This window comes from Ruegeria sp. ABV3_008, from assembly GCF_056161185.1.
Genome location: NZ_JBSWYP010000004.1, coordinates 1 through 20,742, shown reverse-complemented (window position 1 = coordinate 20,742; position 20,742 = coordinate 1). Strand labels below are relative to the sequence as shown.

Below are 20,742 nucleotides of genomic sequence, written 5' to 3'. Positions count from 1 at the left end.
TCATGCGGCGACCCGAAAGATGCGGAAACAAAAAGACCCCACCGAAAATAGCGAGGTCTGATTGGTTTTTTGTGTGGGGGTGATTAGTCCAGAGCGTAGGTGATCTGGAAGCCGACACTCCAAGCGCTGTTGCCCGAGAAGTCAGCTGTTTGACCAAACCCACCGTCAGCTGTTGCGTCACCAATATCGGTGTAGCGAACGCCCGCCGAGATTTTGGCTTTTTCCAGAGAGTAGGTGCCGCCAAGACCGATGCTCCAGAAACCGTCTGTGGGACCCAGGTTGGTCACCGGTTCTCCTTCGTCGGTTTCATAGCCTAACGTCACAGCGCCCGAAAACTCTTCAGAGAACTGGTATCCCAAACCCAGAGTGTAAGTGTAGGTGGCATTGCCATAGCTAACCAGTGCAGTGGTCGGCGGATAGTTTGGCGGATCGTACTCCAATTGCGGCCAATCAACCCATCTGATCGAGCCGAATAGCAGCGTTTTCGGTGCTACGCCGGTTTGGAAATCCAAGTTCACCGACTGCGGCGTTTCGATTTCGCTGCTGGTATCGACCGATCCAAATAGAGTGCCGCTCTCTGTTTGCGACAGATCGTGCGAGATCTTCGAGTTGTATGTCAGCGAGACGCGAGCGGCAATTTCTGGTTTTTCCCACGCAACACCAAGCACGTAGCCAAAGGCCGTATCAGCATCCGTTTCAACTGAATACCCCAATGCGGCCGGCACATCTACGCTTGCTTTCACGCGTTGGGCGCGAACGCCGCCAAGAGCACTGAACCCGTTGTCGAACTTGTAGCGGAACAAGGCGGTGATTGCATCGGTATCAGCCGTTGCGCGCAAAGAGCCGGTGGTTGTGGGCGATGCCGGATTGATCGAAAGTGGGTAGTTGGAAGCATATGCGATGTCAGCGCCATAGGGCTGGTCGTACATGATCGCAAAGTCGATCTTTTCAGTCAAAGACGTCTTGTAGCCAAGATGTGGCGTGAAGAAGTCGTTGGAGACGTTTCCAGAGTTAATAACCTGCCCGTTTGTGGGGCTGGCGGGGTTCGCGTCAAGTAACGTACCGCTGACGCTCGGATCTGTATACCCGAGGCGGAACTGCACAACCGACCCTTCTTCGAAAATCAGATTGATGCCCTGACCGCTTCGGTCCAGGCCGCCAGCGTGGCCAGCCGTTGCCCCCACGCAAAGCGCGCACGCTGATAGTAGCGCCTTTCTCATGTATTCCTCCCTTACTGTCCCTTGAAGGCCTGTATGGCATCGTGTGAGTGTACGGATGCCGACCCGCTCGATTTGAATGCCCGATACTGTCTCGGTGTCTATTTTATCGTCAACTAGTGACCGTGCGTTACTTCTTATGAGTGTCGGCACGAACTGTTGCTAAACTGTTACGATTTTCGGACCAAACATTCAGAAAGATACCTGAAAAGATCACTGCTGCTCCGAGCAGCGTCCAGTGATCCAGTGGTTCATGATAAAGAAGCATACCGACAACTGCGATCGTCGGCAGGCGGGCAAAGTCGAACGGCACCACCACGGTCGCGGGGGCGATTGCAAGCGCGTTTGTGATACAGAAGTGCGCCAAAAGACCGGCTAGACCAACCAGCAACAAAAAGGGTGCCGTCTGCAGTGTTGGCAATGCGATCTGCTGGTCTACCCCTGCCGCAATCGTGCCCAGAACAGCCTGCATCACAGTCAGCCAAAACACGATACATCCGATACTTGCATGTCGAGTGAGCTGTTTCGTCGTGATTGTTGTAAACGCGAAGAAAATCGCGCTTCCAGCAGCCATTAGAATGCCCGGCGAAAGGCTTGAGGTTCCGGGTCTTGTCACCATCAGAACGCCAGCAAACGCGATCAGTGCCGATGTCATGCGGATAGCGGTCAGGCGCTCTTTTAACAGCAGCGGAGAGAGCAGGATTACCCAGATCGGCTGGGTGAACTCAAGCGCAAAGACCTGCGCCAGAGGAGCCACTCCGACCGCGTAGAACCAGAGGTTTTGGCCGGTGAAATGGAACGTGTTGCGTAGGGCGTGCAAACCAAGACGCTCGGTTGTGACCTGATGCCATTTGCGGGTCGCCGTCAATACTAGCGCTACGATGATCACGCCGACAAAACTGCGATACATCATGATCTCGAAAGTATCGTGATGCAGGCTCAACTCTCGACCGGCGACGGCCATTGAGGAGAACGAGGCAATAGCGCCGGTCATCCACAGAGCGGCCTTACCAAACTGCGTTTTGTCGCCCTGCACGCTGCGCCTCTTAACGATTGGTTTAGATGTCTGACTTTAAATCACTTTTCTCAGTGTCGGAGAAACAAAAAAGCCGGGTCAGAACCCGGCTTTTGTCTCATTCCCACTCAATTGTTCCCGGAGGTTTCGAGGTGATGTCATAGGTGCATCGGTTGATGCCCTTGACCTCATTTATGATCCGAGTGGCGGTTTCGCCGAGGAATTCATGGCTGAAGGGGTAATAGTCGGCGGTCATGCCATCTACTGATGTCACGGCACGTAGCGCGCAGGCGTAGTCGTATGTGCGGCCATCGCCCATGACGCCGACCGTGCGGACGGGGAGAATCGCCACGAAAGCCTGCCAGATCTCATCATAGAGCCCGTGTTTGCGAATCTGGTCGATGTAGATCGCATCGGCCTCCCGCAGGATTTCCAGCTTCTCGCGGGTAATTTCTCCGGGACAGCGAATGGCCAGACCCGGCCCGGGGAAGGGGTGGCGGCCGATGAAGCTGTCAGGCAGGCCCAGTTCGCGACCCAGCGCGCGGACCTCATCCTTGAACAGCTCACGCAGGGGTTCGACCAGCTTCAGGCCCATCTTCTCGGGCAGGCCACCAACATTGTGGTGCGACTTGATCGTGACCGAAGGGCCTCCGCTGAAAGAGACGGACTCGATGACGTCGGGGTAGAGAGTGCCTTGGGCCAAGAACTCGGCCCCGTCGATAGTGTCGGCGTGTTTCTGGAAGACGTCGATGAACAGCTTGCCGATGATCTTGCGCTTGGTCTCAGGGTCGCTTTGACCGTCCAGCTCGCCTAGGAACAGATCGCTCTCATCCGCGTGGATCAGCTGAATATTGTAGTTGTCGCGGAACATGCCGACGACTTCCTGCGCCTCATTCTTGCGTAGCAGGCCGTGGTCGACAAAGACACAGGTGAGCTGATCGCCAATCGCCTCGTGGATCAGGATCGCCGCGACCGAGCTGTCGACACCGCCGGACAGGCCGCAAATGACTTTCTTGTCACCAACCTGCTCGCGGATCTTCTCGATCATCTGCTCGCGATAAGCACCCATTGTCCAGTCGCCGCTGAACCCGGCGAGCTTCACGAAATTCTCATACAGCTTGGCGCCCTTAGGTGTGTGATGCACCTCGGGGTGGAACTGCACAGCGTAGAAATGGCGCTTGCTGTCTGCCGTGATGGCAAACGGCGCGTTGGGGGAGGTGCCGTAAACCTCAAACCCCGGAGCGATCTCGCTGACATGATCGCCATGGCTCATCCAGACCTGTTCATCACCATCCGCGAACCAGTCTTTCAGAATATCCAACTGACCTTTCGGAGTGACAAAGGCGCGGCCAAACTCGGCAGTGCCATGGCCGCTTTCGACCTTGCCGCCCAGTTGGTGCATCATCACCTGCTGGCCATAACAGATGCCCAGGATCGGAACGCCATAGTCGAAAATCTCTTGCGGCGCGCGCGGAGAGCCCTTGCGCGTGACGCTGTCCGGCCCACCCGAAAAAATCACCGCTTTGGGCGCCATTTCGCGCACAAATTCCATGGTGACGTTCTGGTAAGGGTGGATTTCGCAATAGACATTCAGCTCGCGTAGACGGCGTGCAATCAGCTGCGTTACCTGGCTGCCGAAGTCGATGATCAGAAGGCGGTCGTGGGATGTATCACTCATGTGCGGGCCATAGGCCAAGCGTAACGAATTCGCAAGAGATAAGGTCTTTGCTGAAGGGCGGATACCCGCATTTCCGGGAAACTGCGCTTCGGCTATTGTAAAAGTTTTGTAACAAAAATATGACGATCTTTCCGTCCACGTCATACGGACACCCGAATAGGAGAGATGCGTTTGCCGATAGCTGTTGAACTTGCCGCCTTAAATCTAGCATTGGCCATGTTCTGCGGGGCATTGATCGGGTCCGAGCGTCAAGTGCGCCAACGTATGGCAGGTTTGCGCACCAATGCGCTGGTGGCCCTGAGCGCCGCGGCTTTTGTGGTTTTCTCGGCGCTCTATCCGGATGAGGTGAGCCCGACTCGTGTGGCCGCGCAGGTCGTTTCGGGGATCGGGTTTCTTGGCGCTGGCATCATCTTTCGGCATGGTTTCACCATTCACGGCTTGAACACGGCGGCGACCTTGTGGTGCTCGGCGGCTGTGGGGATGATGGCTGGCAGTGGTGCCTGGGTCTTTGCGATAATGATGACGGGTTTCGTCATTTTTGTGAATCTGGGGCTTCGGCCTTTGGTGAAATGGTTGAAAAAAACGACACGTGCCGGGGTTCCCTTGACGCAAGAGTTCCGCATCCTCGTGCAGTGTGCGGCAGATGCGCAGGCAGAGGTTCGCGCGGCGGCACTACAGGCTTTGGCGCAAAACGGGGTGCGCATTGTCGGGTTTCAGAAGGGGGATGCAGACGACAAAGGTTTGCAAACACTGGAAATTCTCATTTCCACCGAAGATCATCCAGAAAATGTGCAACACAAAATTGCTGCGCCCCTAATTCTTGAGCCGGGGATTCTGAGTGTCGAATGGGAAGACTCGAACGAGACCTGAAACCGTTGTTTTAAAGGGTCCCGTCGCGGCTTGATGTCGCTTTTATGTGCCAAAAGCCGTTATCTTCCAATAGTAGCGAGTGTTGGCGGGCTAGATAGAACCCCAATCAACACATCCAAAGTATGGTGAGGAAAAATGGCTGAAGCATCAGCACGTCGTCGAGGTCGCGGTGGTGGCGGAGCCGCCCGCCGGGCAGAACGCACTGCGGTTCGGATCGACACCGCAAAGTACATTGAGCGGAACATTCCGAACTTTGAGGTCCTCAACGAGGAAGCGTTGGAGATCATCGAGTACAACGCGGAAACGATTCTGGAAGAGGTTGGCGTCAACTTTGTCGACAACCCCGCCGCGCTGGAGCGTTGGCGCAATGCAGGTGCAGATGTCGATGGCGAACGCGTGCGCATCCCGCGTGGTCTGGCGCGCCAGCTGATCAAAACGGCCCCGAGCCAGTTCACTCAGCACGCCCGCAACCCCGAAAAATCGGTGGTGATCGGCGGCCGCAACATGGTTCTTGCGCCTGTCTACGGCCCTCCGTTCGTGCGTGATGCGCAGGGTGGTCGTCGTTATGCGACCATGGATGATTTCAACAAGTTCGTGAAGCTGGCCTATATGTCCAAGTGGCTGCACCACTCGGGCGGTACCGTTTGCGAACCGACCGATATTCCGGTGAACAAACGCCACCTCGATATGCTGATGGCGCATATGAGCCTCTCGGACAAACCCTTCATGGGATCCGTGACCGACCCCAGCCGCGCGCAGGATTCGGTTGAGATGTGCGAGATTCTATTCGGCAAGGACTTCGTTCAGAACAACACCGTGATGACCTCGCTGACCAACATCAACTCGCCGATGACCTTTGACGATGTGATGATGGGGTCGCTAGAGGTTTACGCGAAGAACAATCAGGCTTGCATCGTCTCGCCTTTCATCGTCGGTGGTGCGATGGCGCCGGTGTCGGTTGCAGGGACGCTGACGCAGGTTCTGGCCGAGGTGCTGGCGGGTATCGCCTATAGCCAGATCATCCGTCCGGGCGCACCCGTGATTTTTGGTGCGTTCGTGACTTCGATTGACATGAATTCGGGCGCGCCGACCTTTGGTACACCCGAGGCCGCGCATATCACCTATGGTGCAGGTCAGCTGGCACGTCGTCTGAACCTGCCTTACCGCTCTGCGGGGTCGTTCTGTGGCTCGAAACTGCCTGATGCGCAGGCGGCGTATGAGACCGCGAACTCGCTGAACATGGGTCTGATGTCGGGCGTGAACTTCATGCTGCACTCGTGCGGCTGGCTCGAAGGCGGTCTGGTTGCAGACTTTGAGAAGTTCGTGATGGATGCCGATCAACTTGGTGTTCTGCACGGTCTGGCCAAAGGTGTCGCCTATGACGAGAACGCACAGGCGATGGGTGCGATCCGCGAAGTGGGACCGGGCGGCCACTATCTTGGCTGCGAACACACGCAGGCCAACTTCAAGGAAGCCTTCTGGAAAACCGAGGTACTGGACTACAAACCCTTCGAGACCTGGCAGGACGAAGGTTCGCGCGATACGCGTCAGCTGGCTTCGGCCCGGGTCGAGCATCTGCTGGCTAACTACCAGCAGCCGCAGATGGACCCGGCCGCCAAAGAGGCGCTCGAGGCTTATATTGCCGACAAGAAAGCCTCGATGCCGGACGCGTTTACCTGATTACTCGAACTGTGCGGCGCGGCTGGCTTGGTACAGCTGCGCCTCACCCAAAAGCGCAATCAGAAGATCAAGGTGCCTGACCAGAGAATAGGCGGCATCCTCTTCTTTTCGAAGCGTATTTTGCTCTCTCTCCATATCCATAAGTCGCATCAGAGCGGCCCCGTTCCCCGGCAGTCGACCATAGCCCAGTATACGCTGAAGATGCCGGTCACGGTTGTAATCCTGAGCTCCGAATTTTGCAGCGCGCGCCAATAGACGGGGGCGGCGCAGGTTCGTGCTCATAGTCATCAGGTCTTGCATTTCATGTGCCTCTTGTTCGGATAATTGACGCCCTGTTTGTCACACAACCTGAGCGGGTGTTGCGTCGCTAAGGATCGCCCCGAACGTTGGTTTCACGACTGTTTATCTTTTTGAACCAAATCTGGTTGCTGCGCGTCGGGGTTAACGAACGAGTAACGAAACCACCTCTAGTTAGATTTGGTTAACTATAATTTCGGGGGGCAAAAGTGGCAGTCTGTTTTGTCGACGAGGGCAAATGAACATGGAAAACAACGTGGCATTCTCTATTCCGGCATGGGTTCCCGAGGGGGCACAGCGCTACCTTGCGCACACGGAAACTGGTCAGTCGATCCGGGATATCGCAAGATCGGCCGGGTGCCATGCCTCTACCATTCTCAGACAAATCCGACGGGTCGAAATGCGCCGCGATGATCCCTTGGTCGATGCGGCTCTGAAATCGCTGGCCGAGACACATTTCTCGGTCTCTGATCGGACGCGCCGCTTTGACGCAGGCGGACAGGACAACCAGGAAGACGACTCATTCGAGGGCGAAGCGCTGCGTGTGCTGAGACGCCTATGTGAGACGGGATCGGTTTTGGCGGTGGCCGAGGATATGGAGAAGGCCGTGGTCGTACGTGACACCGGTGAGGCCGGGACCACAAGAACGGCCGTTGTTGATTGCAAGATCGCTCAGGCGCTTGCCTTGCAGGACTGGATTACTTGCGACAATCCGGGCCGTATTTCCCGATACCGGATCTCGACATCGGGGCGCGCCGCGCTCAACCGATTGGTGGCCGAGGCGGAAAACAAGGCCCGGTCGCGCAATGAATTCGGCGTGGCCGAGGCACAGGCAGCGTTTCAGCCGAAGTCGAACGGAGACGTCCCGGAACGCGCCCGACGTATGCGCTACAGTGCTGCGGAAAGCCCGTTGATCGCCTTGGCGCGGCGGCGGGACCGAGACGGCAAACCCTTTCTCGATGAAACGCTTGTCCGTGCCGGGGAAAGACTGCGCGAAGACTTTGAACTTGCGCAGATCGGCCCGCAGGTTACGCAGAACTGGGATCGCTTTCTGACCGGAGGAGGGCGCGGCAATTTCGAAAGTGAATCTCACGGCGGGCGAAGGGCCTCGGACGCGAAAGACCGTGTGGCGCACGCGTTGTCGGACCTCGGGCCGGGACTCAGTGATGTAGCGCTGCGCTGTTGTTGCTATCTTGAGGGGCTGGAACTGGCCGAAAAACGCATGGGCTGGTCCGCCCGCTCGGGCAAGATCGTTCTGCGCATCGCGTTGCAGCGCCTGAATCGACACTATGAGGACCTCTCTGGGCAAGATCGCATGATTGGCTAGGTATAAGTCCCTCTTGTGGTTTCAGCCCTTGGTGATAATCAAGGGCTATGAATTTCACACTCAAACAGTTGCAGTACTTTCAAGCCGTGGCCGAGCAGCGCAATTTCGGCCGCGCCGCGCAGGTCTGCAACGTTTCGCAACCTGCGCTGTCTGTTCAGATCAAATCGCTTGAAGAAACGCTGGGCGGTGTACTGTTCGAACGTCAGGCGCGGGACATCCTGCTGACGCCGTTGGGGCGAGACGTTCTGGAACATGCGCGTCAGGTGCTGGGGGCAGCTGTGCGGTTGGACCAGTTCGCGCGGGATCATTCTGGCGGCCATCGGTCGTTGTCGATCGGGATCATTCCGACGATTGCACCGTATCTTCTACCCGGCGTTCTGGGTGGTCTACGCGCCGCAGATGTTTCGTTGCGTGTGCAGATCCGCGAAGCGAGGACCGAACGGTTGCTGTCTTTGCTCCGCGAAGGTGAGATCGACGCTGCAGTTCTGGCCCTGCCGGCGGGCGGCTCGGAATTCCGCGAAACGCCGTTGTTCCAGGATCACTTCCTGCTGGCAGGCAGCGCAGCGCGTCTGCAACGTGTGAACACCAGTCCCGAGATGCTGCGCCCTCTGGATCTGCAATCAGCGCAGTTGATGTTGTTGGAGGATGGCCACTGCCTAACGGATCAAGCGCTTGAAGTCTGCGGGCAGGATCGGGGCAGTGGGCAGATCAACATGGGGGCCTCCTCGCTTGCGACGCTTTCCCGGCTGGTTGCCGAGGGGTTCGGCCTGACGCTGATGCCCGAACTCGCCGCGAAATCGGAATCAGAGGCGGTGCCGGGCATGAAGCTCTTGCGTTTCGGCGCCCCGCAACCTGCACGCACGGTGGGGCTTGTCCGGCGTGCGTCAACAACGGATGACGGTTGGGTGGATCGTTTGGCCCAGGTGATCCGGGACGTGGGGGACCAGATCGTTTCGGCCACGCGGACATGAAAAGGCCCGCCGGAAGCGGGCCTGTATTCAGCGCTTAAGCAAGAGATTTACGCCAACGCGGGTTCGGCGGCAGCTTCTAGATGCTGGATCAGAGTCTCGGGCGAGGACACACCATAGGGGTCTTCGGGGCAGTTATCCATCAGGCCAGGCTCTTCGAACCATGCTTCGACAACGCCGTCATTGATGATGGCCGCATAGCGCCAAGAGCGCATGCCAAAGCCCAGGTTGTCCTTGTCGACCAGCATGCCCATCTTGCGGGTGAACTCACCCGAACCATCAGGGATGACCTTGACGTTATTCAGGCCTTGATCCTGAGCCCATTTGTTCATGACAAAGCTGTCATTGACGGACATGCAGTAAATCTCGTCGATACCCTTGGCGGTGAAGTCGGCGTAGCCGTTTTCAAACCCGGGCAGCTGGTAGGTTGAACATGTGGGGGTGAAAGCGCCGGGCAGCGAGAACAGGATCACCCGTTTGCCAGCGAAATAATCGGCGGTTGTCTTGTCTTCCCAGCGGAACGGATTGGGGCCTTCGATGGCCTCGTCGCGGACACGCGTATGGAAGGTCACATCGGGCAGTTTTGCTCCGGTCTTCATGTTCAAGTTCCTGTGATTCAGTTGTGACGTTCTGGCGATTTAAATCAGTTCTAAACTGCCTTCAATCCATGAAATGCTGCATCTGCAAGATAGGTTTGATTGACTTATCTATTGATTTTTGCGTGAAAAATACAGTTTAAGGTTAAACTAATTTGACGCTCGCGAGATATGTGCATAGCGGCTATGCGTCGCTGGTGTAACAGGCGTGAGTGTTTTATGTTATGGGTACACAAAGTTGACCCAAAGTTAGGAAAACTGCCCGTGCGCGATCTGAAAATCCCAGAACAACGTCACCCCGAAAAGGCGCATCGCCCGGACAACGCCCAGCCTAAGAAGCCGAAATGGATCAGGGTCAAGGCGCCAGGCGGCAAGGGTTATGCCGAGACGCATAAGATCATGCGTGAAAACAATCTGGTGACGGTTTGCGAAGAGGCCGGATGCCCCAACGTAGGCGAGTGCTGGAGCCAGGGTCACGCCACCATGATGATCATGGGCGAGATTTGTACCCGCGGCTGCACCTTCTGTAATATTGCCACGGGACGTCCGGACTCGCTGGATGCATTCGAGCCGGGTCGTGTAGCGCATGCGGTTCAAAAATTGGGTCTGAACCACGTTGTGATCACCTCGGTTGATCGGGACGATTTGAAAGACGGTGGAGCGGATCACTTTGCGCAGACAATTCGCGCCGTACGTCACCGCTCACCCAAGACGACGATCGAGATTCTGACGCCGGACTTCCTGAAATGTGAGCCCGAAGTGCTTGAGACCGTGGTCGAAGCCAAGCCGGATGTGTTCAACCACAATCTCGAGACGGTACCGGGCCTCTACCCTGAGGTTCGCCCCGGCGCGCGGTATTTCCATTCGCTGCGCCTGTTGCAGCGGGTGAAGGAACTGGACCCGTCGATCTTCACCAAATCCGGCATTATGGTCGGTTTGGGAGAGGACAAACAGCAAGTCGGTCAGGTCATGGATGACATGCGCGCCGCTGACATAGATTTCCTGACCATTGGTCAGTATCTGCAGCCAACGCCAAAGCACCACGCGGTGGACCGTTTCGTGACGCCCGAAGAGTTCGCCTCCTATGAAAAAGCGGCTTATGGCAAGGGCTTCCTGATGGTCTCAGCTACACCTCTGACGCGCTCCTCCTACCACGCGGGCGACGATTTCGCGTGTTTGCGCGCGGCGCGGCAAGCGAAGCTGGGTCAAGCGTGACGCCTGAAAGATTGGCGCGGCTGACAGCGCTGCGCCACAGTTTGCATCAACATCCCGAACTTTCTGGGCAAGAACGTGAGACCGCCAAGCGTATGGCTGATGAGCTGCGTCGCGCAGGGGCGGATACCGTGGTGACCGACCTCGGCGGGCACGGAGTTGCGGCGGTCTTCGACAGCGGCACAACCGGGCCCACCGTCGCCATCCGGTGCGAGCTGGATGGGTTGCCGATCAAGGAACTCTCGGAACTGCCGTATATCTCGACCGTGCCGGGTAATGGGCATCTGTGCGGGCATGACGGCCATATGTCGATGGTTCTCGGCGTGGCGCTTGAGTTGCAGGAACAGCGCCCGACGCGCGGACGGGTGGTTCTTATTTTCCAACCCGCTGAAGAAACGGGGCAGGGGGCCAGGGCGTTCCGCGACGATGCCCAATTCGCGCAACTTGCGCCGGATTACGTGCTTTCTCTCCATAACTTGCCGGGGCTGGAACTGGGCGAGGTTGAGCTGTGTCAGGGGCCAACCAACTGCGCCTCCCGGGGTATGCGGATTGCGTTGACCGGAAAGACCTCTCATGCCGCTGCGCCGCAGGACGGGGTTTCTCCGGCGGGCGCTTTGTCCGCGTTGATACCGGAACTCACCCGGCTCGGCACGGCGGGCGCCCTAAACGCCGACTATGCGCTGACTACGATCACGCATGCCAGCCTCGGGGCACAGACCTTTGGCGTCGCCCCCGGTCAGGCTGAGCTGTGGGTGACATTGCGCACCGTGTCAGACGACCGTATGGCAAAGCTCGTTGCCGATGCTGAAGCCTTGGTTAAGCAGGTCGCCAAGTCCGAGAACCTGAGTGCCGAGTTCACCTATGAGGATGTCTTCGAGGCCTGCATCAACGACGCTGAGGCGGTGACTATTCTGGCCGAGGCCTGCGCGGATCATTCTGTTGCATGCAAGTTGACCAATGAGCCGCAAAGGTTTTCGGAAGATTTTGGCCAGTTCGGTAAAGGCGCAAAATCGGCGATGTTCTGGTTGGGAGCAGGGCGAGATCACCCCCAGTTGCACAATCCCGACTATGATTTCCCCGACGCGCTGATCCCAATTGGAACAGGCGTCTTTCTGGCGGCGATCCGGCAGGTGCTGGGCTGAGGTCGCGTTCAGGTAAACCGAACCTTACCGATGAACGGCAGGTTGCGATTGCGCTGCGCGTAGTCGATTCCGTAGCCCACAACGAACTCGTCAGGGATTTCGAACCCGATCCAATCCGAACGAAAATCAACCTCGCGCCGGCTCGGTTTGTCCAGTAGCGCAATGGACTTAAGCCGTTTTGGCTCACGACTGCGTAGCAGGTTGGTGACGTGGTTCAGCGTATGGCCCGTATCGACGATATCTTCGACTACCAGCACATCGCGACCTTCAATCGCGCCGCGCAAGTCCTTGAGAATACGCACTTCTCGGCTGCTCTCCATCGCGTCGCCGTAAGAGGATGCCTCGAGGAAATCCACCTCGATCGGCAGGTCCAACTCGCGGACCAGATCAGCGATGAACACGAAAGAGCCGCGCAGCAGGCCGACGACGACCAGCTTGTCGGTATTGCCGAATTCCTCGGTAATCTCGCGGCAAAGCTCTTCGATTCTGGCTGCAATTGCCTTGGCCGAGATCATCTCATCTATCACATAAGCGCGGTCAGTCATCGCAGCCCCCTTGATCTTTGGCGCGCAACATACGACATGACGCGCCATTGTCACCTTCTAATGCCGGATTGCCATGCCTATCCACTCGGAAACTCGTCACCTGCCTTATACGGCTCAGCAGATGTATGATTTGGTTGCTGACGTGGCGAGCTATCCCAAGTTCCTGCCTTGGTGTGCCGCCGCGCGTATCCGAAAGACCTATGCGTCTGGCGAGGCAGAGGTGATGGAGGCGGACCTGGTGATCTCGTTCAAGGTGTTTCGCGAACGGTTTGGTAGCCGAGTGACCTTGTTTGCCGGTCAAAAGAAGATCGATACTGAATATCTGGACGGCCCGTTCAAATACATGAAATCGGACTGGCAGTTTGAAGACGCGCCCGAAGGTGGGTGCAACGTCTCGTTCCATGTAGACTTCGAGTTCAAGAACGCCATCCTGCAAGGGATCATTGGTGTAGTCTTCAACGAGGCCATGCAGCGCATCGTACGCGCGTTTGAGGCGCGTGCCGCTGAGCTTTACAGCTAAGGCTTTACCAACGACCGACGCGCGCTAGACTGCGCGCTATGTCTGGATTTACCTCAACACTCGCGAGTTTTGCCGCTGGCCCCGTAAACACAACCGCGCAGGCGCGGGCTGTTACGTCTCTGTCCGTTCTCGACTGGATCGCCGTGGGCCGTGCCGGTGTGTCCGAACCCGTGTCGGTCGCCGTCCGGGACATGGTGCAGGAGGAGGGCGGAGCAGCGCAGGCCCATCTTTTCGGCGGCGGGGCAGCGCCCTTGCGCGCGGCGGCGCTGGTCAATGGAACGGTGTCTCACGCGCTGGACTATGACGACACCCATTTCGCCCATATCGGACATCCGTCCGTTGCCATCCTTCCTGCGGCCTTGGCGGTTTCAGAATGGGATGACCGTATCCTCGTTGATCTGTTGGAGGCGGCCCTGATCGGGATGGAGGTTTCGATCCGTATCGGCCTCTGGCTCGGTCGAGACCACTATCAGGCTGGGTTCCACCAAACGGCGACTTCGGGGGCCTTTGGGGCGGCGGTTGCAGTGGGTCGAGTGCTTGGGTTCGATGCCAACCAGATGCAGGAAGTTCTGGGCTTGACGGCCACGCGCGCGGCCGGTCTGAAAACTCAGTTCGGCACCATGGGCAAACCCTACAATGCAGGATTGGCCGCATCAGCCGGGGTTGAGGCCGCGTTGCTGATTAAACGGGGCTTTGAGCCCAATGCGAGTGCGCTAGAGGGCCAGTACGGCTTTGGCGCCACCCATCAGGGCGCGGCGGATACGTCGGCGGCGCTGGACGGATTGGGAGAGGAATGGCTGTTCGAATCGGTCAGCCACAAGTTCCACGCCTGCTGCCACGGTTTGCACGCCGCGCTTGAGGCTGCTCTGCGTCTTGATATTGCCGAACCCGAAGTGGCTGAAATCAAGGTCAAAACCCATCCGCGCTGGATGAGCGTGTGCAACCAGATGTCTCCGACCACGGGGTTGGGGGCGAAGTTTTCCTATCGCTCGGTGATCGCCATGCAGGCGCTCGGCTACGACACCGCTTTGCCAAGCAGTTACACCGAAAAGGTCTGCGCTGATCCTCGAATTCGCTCTTTACGAGATCGCATCACGGTCGAGGCGGATGAAACCCTCACCGAGACCCAGGCCCGCCTAGAGCTTCTGCGGCGCGACGGCGTGCGACGCGAGGTTACCCATGATCTGATGGCTCCGATGTCTCTGGCGGATCGGGAAGACCGTGTCCGGGCCAAAGCGTCGAAACTGATTGGAGGGGACGAGGCAGACGCGATCTGGTCGATGCTGCGCACCGGAGGTCGCGCCCGCGATCTGGCTGCAAAACTGGCGGGTTAAACCACGCGCCAGTGCAGGGGGAAGCCGGGGTCGAATACGGTGACGGGGCCGTCGCCACTTTCGATCTTCGACGGGTATTCGACCGGGTCACCCTTGGTCAGCGTGATCGAACTTTCGTTCACCGGCAGGCGATAGAAGGCCGGACCATTCAACGACACGAACCCTTCCAGCTTGTCCATGGCACCTTCGCGGTCGAACATCTCGGCTACCAAGGACATGGTGTTGGTCGCCGTGAAACAGCCCGCACAGCCACAGGCCATTTCCTTGTTGTCATCCGTATGTGGCGCGCTGTCCGTGCCCAGGAAATAACGCGGATCGCCAGAGGTCGCGGCCTTCAGCAGCTCCAACCGATGCTCTTCACGCTTGGCGACGGGCAGGCAGTAGTAGTGAGGTTTGATCCCGCCCACCAGAATGTGGTTGCGGTTGATGATCAGATGGTGCGCGGTGATCGTTGCGCCCAGATCGGTCTTATTTGCCGCAACATACTGAACACCGTCGCGGGTCGTAATATGCTCCATCACAACGCGTAGGCCCGGCGTGGCCCGGCGGATCGGATCCAGAACGCGGTCGATGAACACGGCTTCGCGGTCGAAAATGTCTATCTCGGCATCGGTGACCTCGCCATGAACACATAGAGGCAGGCCGATCTCGGCCATTTTCTCCAGCACCGGGCGCACATTGTCGAAATTCCGAACACCCGAATGCGAATTGGTCGTCGCACCCGCGGGGTAGAGCTTGACCGCCTTAACCAACCCACTTGCATGCGCGGCAGCGAGGTCTTCAGGATCGGTATCTTCGGTCAGATACAGGGTCATCAGCGGCTCGAACGTCATGCCTTCGGGCAGCGCAGCCATGATACGCTCGCGATAGGCGGCAGCATGCGCGCCGGTGACCACCGGGGGCACCAGATTGGGCATGATGATCGCACGGCCAAAATGGCGCGCGGTTTCGGGCAGGACGGCCTGCAACATTGCGCCATCGCGCAGGTGCAGATGCCAATCGTCGGGGCGGCGGATCGTGATGCTATCGGTCATGAGGCCTCCGCTAACACAGAGGCCGCCGCCGTAAAAGCCCTTGTCAACTCGTTCGAACGTCGTAGCTCAGAAATGGGTGATGGCCTTGACGCACAGGCGCGGCCATGACCTTTTGTGGCAAGGGAGAATTCAGCACATGACACAGCCAGATTCCATAGACGCGGTTCAAACCATGCTGAGCGCACAGGGCTATGTTTGCGGCCGTGCGCTGGCAACGGTCGTTTTTCTGTCGCTGAAACTCGGCCGGCCGCTGTTTCTGGAAGGCGAGGCTGGTGTCGGCAAGACCGAGATCGCCAAGGCACTGGCCGCAGGACTTGGTCGCCGCCTGATCCGCCTGCAATGTTACGAAGGGCTGGACGCGTCCTCTGCCGTCTATGAATGGAACTTTCCTGCGCAGATGGTCGCCATCCGAACCGCCGAAGCTGCGGGTGGCGCAGACCGTTCAGCCCTGCAGACCGAGCTGTTCTCGGATGGCTATCTCGTCGAACGCCCATTGCTACAAGCCATGAGGCCCGATGAAAACGGCGCGCCGGTGCTGCTGATCGACGAGCTTGACCGCACCGATGAACCATTCGAGGCCTTCTTGCTGGAAGCGCTTAGCGATTTTCAGGTCACGATCCCGGAACTCGGTACCGTCAAAGCCCCCGAACCGCCGGTTGTGATCGTCACCTCAAACCGCACGCGTGAGGTGCATGATGCCCTCAAACGCCGCTGTCTATACCACTGGGTCGACTACCCGGGTTTCGACCGGGAGATTGAAATCCTGAACGCCCGCGCGCCCGAAGCGGCCCAGTCCCTCAGTCGTGAGGTCGTAGCCTTCGTGCAGCGTTTGCGCACCGAAGACTTGTTCAAGAAACCCGGCGTGGCCGAAACCATCGACTGGGCCAAATGCCTGCTGGCGCTGGACGTTATCAACCTCAGCCCCGAAGTGATCGGAGATACCCTCGGCGCGATTCTCAAATACCAGGACGACATCCAGAAACTGCAAGGGTCCGAGGCCAAACGCATTCTTGACGAAGCCAAGGCCGATTTAGAACTGGCCTGATGTTTCTTCTGTTTGAAAATACCTCGGGGGTATGGGGGCAGAGCCCCCATGAGCGCTGATGGCCGAACAGATCCCGCTCGACATTCCCGAAAACCCGAAGCTGGCGCAGAACATCACACATTTCGCCCGCGCCCTTCGAAAAGCCGGGCTGCCGATCGGCACCGGTCGTGTGGTGGATGCCATCCGCGCTGTTGAGGCGGCAGGCTTCACCGAAAAGCAGGATTTCTACTGGACCCTGCACGCCTGTTTCGTGAACCGCCCCGAACATCGCACCGTCTTCGCGCAGGTCTTTCGCCTTTATTGGCGGGACCCAAGGTATCTTGAACACATGATGTCCATGATGCTGCCCGCCATTCGCGGCGTGCAGGAAGAACGCAAAGCTGACGCTGGTGAAAAACGTGCGGCTGAGGCGTTGCTTGACGGGGTTGAACGCGATCAGCCTGAAACCTCCGAGGAGCAGGAGGGAGAGACCGAGCTTGAGATTGACGCTTCGCAAACCGCCTCGTCCGAGGAACGTCTGCGCAGTCTGGATTTCGAACAGATGAGTACCGAAGAGATCGCTCAGGCCAAGCGCCTCCTGTCGCGCCTCAGCCTGCCGGTGAAACCGATCGAAAGCCGCCGCAGCCAGGCCAGCCATATCGGCCACCGGATCGACCGGGCGAGAACCCTGCGCGCCGCCATGCGTCAGGGCGGAGAGCTGCACGATATCGCGAAACAAAAACCCCGGCCGCGCTGGCCCAATCTGGTCGTGCTCTGCGATATCTCCGGCTCGATGAGCCAATATAGCCGCCTGATCCTGCATTTTCTGCACACGGTCTCGAACGCCAAGGGGGCCGGCTGGGCCAAGGTCCATGCCTTCACCTTCGGCACGCAACTGACCAATATCACCCGTCACCTACACCAGCGCGACGTGGATGTCGCCCTAGCTGCCGCTGGGACCGAGGCGCAAGATTGGGAAGGCGGCACGCGGATCGGAGACTGCCTGCACGCCTTCAACCGAGACTGGTCGCGGCGCGTCATGGGGCAGGGCGCGGTGGTTCTGCTGATCTCGGACGGGCTGGATCGCGGCGCGCCCGAAGCCTTGGCGAAAGAAACCGAGCGCCTGCATCTTTCGGCCCGTCGTCTGATCTGGCTGAACCCGCTGCTGCGCTGGGATGGGTTCGCCCCCAAAGCACAAGGCGTGGCGGCCATGCTGCCCCATGTCGACAGCTTCCGCGCAGGCCATTCAATTGCGTCGTTGGAAGACCTCGCCACGGTCATCTCTGCTCAGGACGACGTCGGAGAGAAAGCGCGGCTCATGTCCGCGCTTTCCGGCTAGGATTTAGCCCAGCTGTTTTTCGTTGCACTCACGCGCCATTTCCATGGCCTTGTAAGTGCCAGTCAGATCGACGGTGAAAGCAAATTCCTTTTCGGGGAAGACGATCATGACCTGTTTCTTGGCCAGATCATCCGCAAACTGTGGGTCGTCGGACAGGACATAGCCACCTGAATAACCCTTGGTGATATTGCCCTTCATGCCAGTGGCTTCACCCACATACAGGTTATCACCCAGCAGGATTGCCACGGCTTCTTTTTCTCCGCGTTTGATATTGGTTGCCGCCTTGGTGAAAACGCCAACGTAACCCACACCGCGATCCTCGGTCAGGCCCATCTGAACAACGTTTTCCGCGTCATCCACGGCCTCAATCAGACAGGATTTCTTTTCGTTGTCGATGAAGACTTTCCAGCCTTCGACCTCACCATAGCGTTCGAATGTATCAGCCCATGCAGCGGTCGAGGCCAACAGGCCGAGCGCCGTTCCCAGTGTAAGAATGCGTTTCAACTCTTCGTCTCCGTTGAGAAATTTATTGAGAGCGCCCAATCCAAATTCAGGCACGGTTTCAACTTAAGACGTGGGGTATTCGCAATCAATCCTTTGAGAGTGTGAATATCAAATCGGCCTTTTACTGCCCACATAATGGCGAATTGACCGGCGTCTCCGACTAACGTTCGCTTTTCATTGGTCCAAGGCTGCCTATGTTGGTTTGCAACAAGCCAGGAGGATTCGATGGATCGATTCGACAGCAGCCCGGAACGCGCTTTGGAATGGCACCGCAGCGGTCGCGGTGCCGCGCTGGCCACTGTTGTCGAAACCTGGGGCAGCGCTCCTCGGCGCGTGGGGTCACAGCTCGTTATTGGCGGGGATGGGCGGATTGAAGGGTCGGTCTCGGGCGGTTGCGTCGAAGGCGCCGTGATCGTCGAAGCCATTGAAGCAATTGACGAGGGTGAGGCGCGCCTGCTTGAATTCGGTGTCAGCGACGAGGACGCATTTGCCGTAGGTCTGGCCTGCGGCGGCACGATCCGGGTTTTGGTCGAGCCGGTCGGCTCTGTCCTGCCTGAACCGATGCTGGCCGAGCTGGTCGCCGCCCGTGCGCGCCGTGAACCGCTGGCCTATGAAGTGAATACAGACAGCGGACACAGGGCCTTGCGCCGCAATGCTTATGCGGATCGGTTGCGTATGGATCGGTCTGGGTTCGAGGAAGACGGCAAGACCTTCGTCGCCGTTCACAACCCGCCTTTGCGGTTGATCATCGTCGGTGCGGTTCACATCGCGCAGGCCTTGGTGCCGATGGCGCGGATTGCGGGTTACGACCCGGCCATCATCGACCCGCGTGAGGCATTTGCCTCAGACAGCCGCTTCCCCGGAGAGACCCTGTTGACCGATTGGCCGGATGAAGCGGTTGCCAAGTTAGGTTTGGATCAGCGCACGGCGATTGTGCTGTTAACCCACGATCCGAAACTGGATGATCCGGCCCTGCAGGCCGCGTTGGATGCGGATGTGCTCTACATTGGCGCCCTTGGGTCGACCCGCACCCATGCAAAACGGGTTGAGCGGATGACCGAGGCGGGGTTCACCCAAGCTCAGATCGCACGCATTCACGGGCCGATCGGTCTTGATATCGGTGCTGCAGGACCCTCCGAGATTGCCGTGGCTATTCTGGCCCAGATGACGGCGGTTTTGCGAGGTAAGGCATGAAATTCGGCCCTGTGCCCGTGACCGAAGCCGCCGGAGCCATTCTTGCGCATTCCGTCAAAGTCTCGGATCAAAAGCTGCGCAAAGGGCTCATGCTAACTGCCGAGCATGTCTCGCAATTGTCCAGCGCGGGGTTTGACGAGGTTATCGTCGCCGGTCTGGAGCCGGGCGATTGTCATGAGGACGAGGCCGCCGAGATGCTCGCCCGCGCTCTGGTCCCTGACCCCTCCGACGCCAATTTGCGCCTGACCGAGGCGTTTACCGGCCGCGTGAACCTTCTGGCCGAGGGGCCGGGCGTGGTGCTGCTGGATGTGGCCGCACTCGAGCAGTTCAACCGCATCAATCCAATGATCACCGTCGCAACGGTCCCGCAGCATCAGCAGATGAGCGCGGGCGGTATGGTCGCGACAATCAAGGTGATCTCATACGCCGTTCCCAAAGCCGATGTCCAACGCGCGGCCACCTTGGCGCAGGCCTCGGTCCGCCTTGTCGCGCCGGTCTATCGCAGCGCGGGATTGATCGTAACGGACATCGCCGGAGGGCCGCCCAATGAGAAGGGCATCGCAGCCATGCGCGGGCGTGTCGAAGCTCTGGGCATGGACCTGTGCGATGTTCAAATCGTCCCGCATAAAATCGATCAACTTGCATCCGCCATTGATCGTGCTGAAGGCGATGTGCTGATGATCCTGACGGCCTCGGCCACGTCGGATGTGAACGACGTGGCCCCGTCCGCCGTGCGCGCCGCGGGCGGGGATGTTGACCGGTTCGGCATGCCGGTAGATCCGGGCAACTTGCTGTTTCTGGGGGCGTTGAACACTCGACCTGTGATCGGCCTGCCAGGATGCGCGCGCTCTCCGGCTTTGAACGGGGCTGATTGGGTTTTGTCCCGGGTGGCCTGTGGGGTCGAGACCACTGGTGCTGATATTGCTGCGATGGGTGTGGGTGGTCTGCTCAAGGAAATCCCAACCCGGCCGCAACCTCGCGCACAGCGAAAGAAGTAGGTCGGACGCCCACAGGCGACGCCGGTGAAACTATGACATCGGTCCTTTGCGTCCCTCTGGCGTCAAAAAGCGACAAATTCCTGTTCTCAAGCCAGACCTCCCGTGTTTAACTCGCCCCAAGCGAACAAGCTAAAGAAGGGGAGGTCTTATGCCAAATATATCGCTGACTGTGAATGGCATGTCTGTGAGCGGTGAAGTTGAGGGTCGGACGTTATTGTCTGGTTTTTTGCGGGATCATTTGTCTTTGA

At 58.4% G+C, this 20,742-nt stretch carries 20 protein-coding genes; 12 read left to right on the top strand and 8 right to left on the bottom strand.

Annotation, left to right across the window (positions count from 1 at the left end):
- Nucleotides 1–83 precede the first annotated feature (83 nt).
- The 3 genes from ACXAH8_RS08570 to guaA all read right to left on the bottom strand — a co-directional run bounded on the left by ACXAH8_RS08570 (nt 84) and on the right by guaA (nt 3,910).
- Nucleotides 84–1,220 (bottom strand): porin family protein, encoded by a 1,137-nt coding sequence (locus tag ACXAH8_RS08570; protein WP_170376791.1) that lies wholly within the window; start codon nt 1,218–1,220, stop codon nt 84–86.
- 127 nt (nt 1,221–1,347) lie between these two features.
- Complete coding sequence (locus tag ACXAH8_RS08565) at nt 1,348–2,253, bottom strand: DMT family transporter (protein WP_475217613.1); 906 nt, start codon at nt 2,251–2,253, stop codon at nt 1,348–1,350.
- A gap of 97 nt (nt 2,254–2,350) precedes the next feature.
- Complete coding sequence (guaA, locus tag ACXAH8_RS08560) at nt 2,351–3,910, bottom strand: glutamine-hydrolyzing GMP synthase (RefSeq protein ID WP_475217610.1); 1,560 nt, start codon at nt 3,908–3,910, stop codon at nt 2,351–2,353.
- Nucleotides 3,911–4,075: 165 nt separating this feature from the next.
- Between guaA and ACXAH8_RS08555 the strand changes: the two genes are divergently transcribed.
- On the top strand, nt 4,076–4,780 hold the full coding sequence (locus ACXAH8_RS08555) for an MgtC/SapB family protein (protein WP_475217608.1): 705 nt from the start codon (nt 4,076–4,078) through the stop codon (nt 4,778–4,780).
- Nucleotides 4,781–4,915: 135 nt separating this feature from the next.
- Nucleotides 4,916–6,460, top strand: a complete 1,545-nt coding sequence (locus ACXAH8_RS08550; protein WP_475217606.1) for a trimethylamine methyltransferase family protein — start codon at nt 4,916–4,918, stop codon at nt 6,458–6,460.
- On the opposite strand, the gene ACXAH8_RS08545 is transcribed toward ACXAH8_RS08550, so the two are convergent.
- The gene (locus ACXAH8_RS08545) at nt 6,461–6,748 is read right to left on the bottom strand and encodes a DUF6477 family protein (protein ID WP_475217604.1); all 288 of its coding nucleotides are present in this window, start codon (nt 6,746–6,748) and stop codon (nt 6,461–6,463) included.
- A gap of 253 nt (nt 6,749–7,001) precedes the next feature.
- Between ACXAH8_RS08545 and ACXAH8_RS08540 the strand changes: the two genes are divergently transcribed.
- Together ACXAH8_RS08540 and ACXAH8_RS08535 are read left to right on the top strand one after the other, a co-directional pair.
- Entirely contained in the window at nt 7,002–8,084 is a 1,083-nt protein-coding gene (locus tag ACXAH8_RS08540; protein WP_475218079.1) for a DUF6456 domain-containing protein, read from the top strand.
- 47 nt (nt 8,085–8,131) lie between these two features.
- Nucleotides 8,132–9,055 carry a LysR substrate-binding domain-containing protein gene (locus tag ACXAH8_RS08535; RefSeq protein ID WP_475217602.1) on the top strand — a complete coding sequence of 308 codons (924 nt, stop codon included), beginning with the start codon at nt 8,132–8,134 and terminating at the stop codon, nt 9,053–9,055.
- 47 nt (nt 9,056–9,102) lie between these two features.
- Here the strand turns inward: ACXAH8_RS08535 and ACXAH8_RS08530 are convergent, their stop codons facing one another.
- Nucleotides 9,103–9,651 carry a redoxin family protein gene (locus tag ACXAH8_RS08530; protein ID WP_475217600.1) on the bottom strand — a complete coding sequence of 183 codons (549 nt, stop codon included), beginning with the start codon at nt 9,649–9,651 and terminating at the stop codon, nt 9,103–9,105.
- Nucleotides 9,652–9,912: 261 nt separating this feature from the next.
- Here ACXAH8_RS08530 and lipA point away from each other — a divergent pair, with 261 nt between their 5' ends.
- Nucleotides 9,913–10,863: a lipoyl synthase gene (lipA, locus tag ACXAH8_RS08525; RefSeq protein WP_475217598.1), complete on the top strand. Its 951-nt coding sequence runs from the start codon at nt 9,913–9,915 to the stop codon at nt 10,861–10,863.
- A complete protein-coding gene (locus ACXAH8_RS08520; RefSeq protein WP_475217596.1) occupies nt 10,860–12,002 on the top strand; it encodes an amidohydrolase in 1,143 nt (380 codons plus the stop codon). Before lipA ends, ACXAH8_RS08520 begins: the two co-directional genes overlap by 4 nt.
- Before the next feature lie 8 nt (nt 12,003–12,010).
- Here the strand turns inward: ACXAH8_RS08520 and hpt are convergent, their stop codons facing one another.
- Nucleotides 12,011–12,547 carry a hypoxanthine phosphoribosyltransferase gene (hpt, locus tag ACXAH8_RS08515; RefSeq protein ID WP_170642023.1) on the bottom strand — a complete coding sequence of 179 codons (537 nt, stop codon included), beginning with the start codon at nt 12,545–12,547 and terminating at the stop codon, nt 12,011–12,013.
- 73 nt (nt 12,548–12,620) lie between these two features.
- Here hpt and ACXAH8_RS08510 point away from each other — a divergent pair, with 73 nt between their 5' ends.
- Complete coding sequence (locus ACXAH8_RS08510; protein WP_475217594.1) at nt 12,621–13,067, top strand: type II toxin-antitoxin system RatA family toxin; 447 nt, start codon at nt 12,621–12,623, stop codon at nt 13,065–13,067.
- Between the two features lie 38 nt (nt 13,068–13,105).
- Entirely contained in the window at nt 13,106–14,401 is a 1,296-nt protein-coding gene (locus tag ACXAH8_RS08505) for an MmgE/PrpD family protein (protein ID WP_475217592.1), read from the top strand.
- Here ACXAH8_RS08505 and pyrC read toward each other — a convergent pair.
- Nucleotides 14,398–15,435: a dihydroorotase gene (pyrC, locus tag ACXAH8_RS08500; RefSeq protein ID WP_475217590.1), complete on the bottom strand. Its 1,038-nt coding sequence runs from the start codon at nt 15,433–15,435 to the stop codon at nt 14,398–14,400. The genes ACXAH8_RS08505 and pyrC overlap by 4 nt on opposite strands.
- 136 nt (nt 15,436–15,571) lie before the next feature.
- On the opposite strand from pyrC, the gene ACXAH8_RS08495 reads away from it, so the two are divergent.
- Nucleotides 15,572–16,480 (top strand): AAA family ATPase, encoded by a 909-nt coding sequence (locus tag ACXAH8_RS08495; RefSeq protein WP_475217588.1) that lies wholly within the window; start codon nt 15,572–15,574, stop codon nt 16,478–16,480.
- A gap of 58 nt (nt 16,481–16,538) precedes the next feature.
- Nucleotides 16,539–17,798, top strand: a complete 1,260-nt coding sequence (locus ACXAH8_RS08490; RefSeq protein WP_475217586.1) for a vWA domain-containing protein — start codon at nt 16,539–16,541, stop codon at nt 17,796–17,798.
- Between the two features lie 3 nt (nt 17,799–17,801).
- On the opposite strand, the gene ACXAH8_RS08485 is transcribed toward ACXAH8_RS08490, so the two are convergent.
- A complete protein-coding gene (locus ACXAH8_RS08485; RefSeq protein WP_475217584.1) occupies nt 17,802–18,302 on the bottom strand; it encodes a hypothetical protein in 501 nt (166 codons plus the stop codon).
- A gap of 225 nt (nt 18,303–18,527) precedes the next feature.
- Here ACXAH8_RS08485 and ACXAH8_RS08480 point away from each other — a divergent pair, with 225 nt between their 5' ends.
- Together ACXAH8_RS08480 and ACXAH8_RS08475 are read left to right on the top strand one after the other, a co-directional pair.
- The gene (locus ACXAH8_RS08480; protein ID WP_475217582.1) at nt 18,528–19,496 is read left to right on the top strand and encodes an XdhC family protein; all 969 of its coding nucleotides are present in this window, start codon (nt 18,528–18,530) and stop codon (nt 19,494–19,496) included.
- Complete coding sequence (locus ACXAH8_RS08475) at nt 19,493–20,494, top strand: molybdopterin-binding protein (RefSeq protein ID WP_475217580.1); 1,002 nt, start codon at nt 19,493–19,495, stop codon at nt 20,492–20,494. The genes ACXAH8_RS08480 and ACXAH8_RS08475 overlap by 4 nt, the downstream gene beginning before the upstream one ends.
- Nucleotides 20,495–20,742 lie beyond the last annotated feature (248 nt).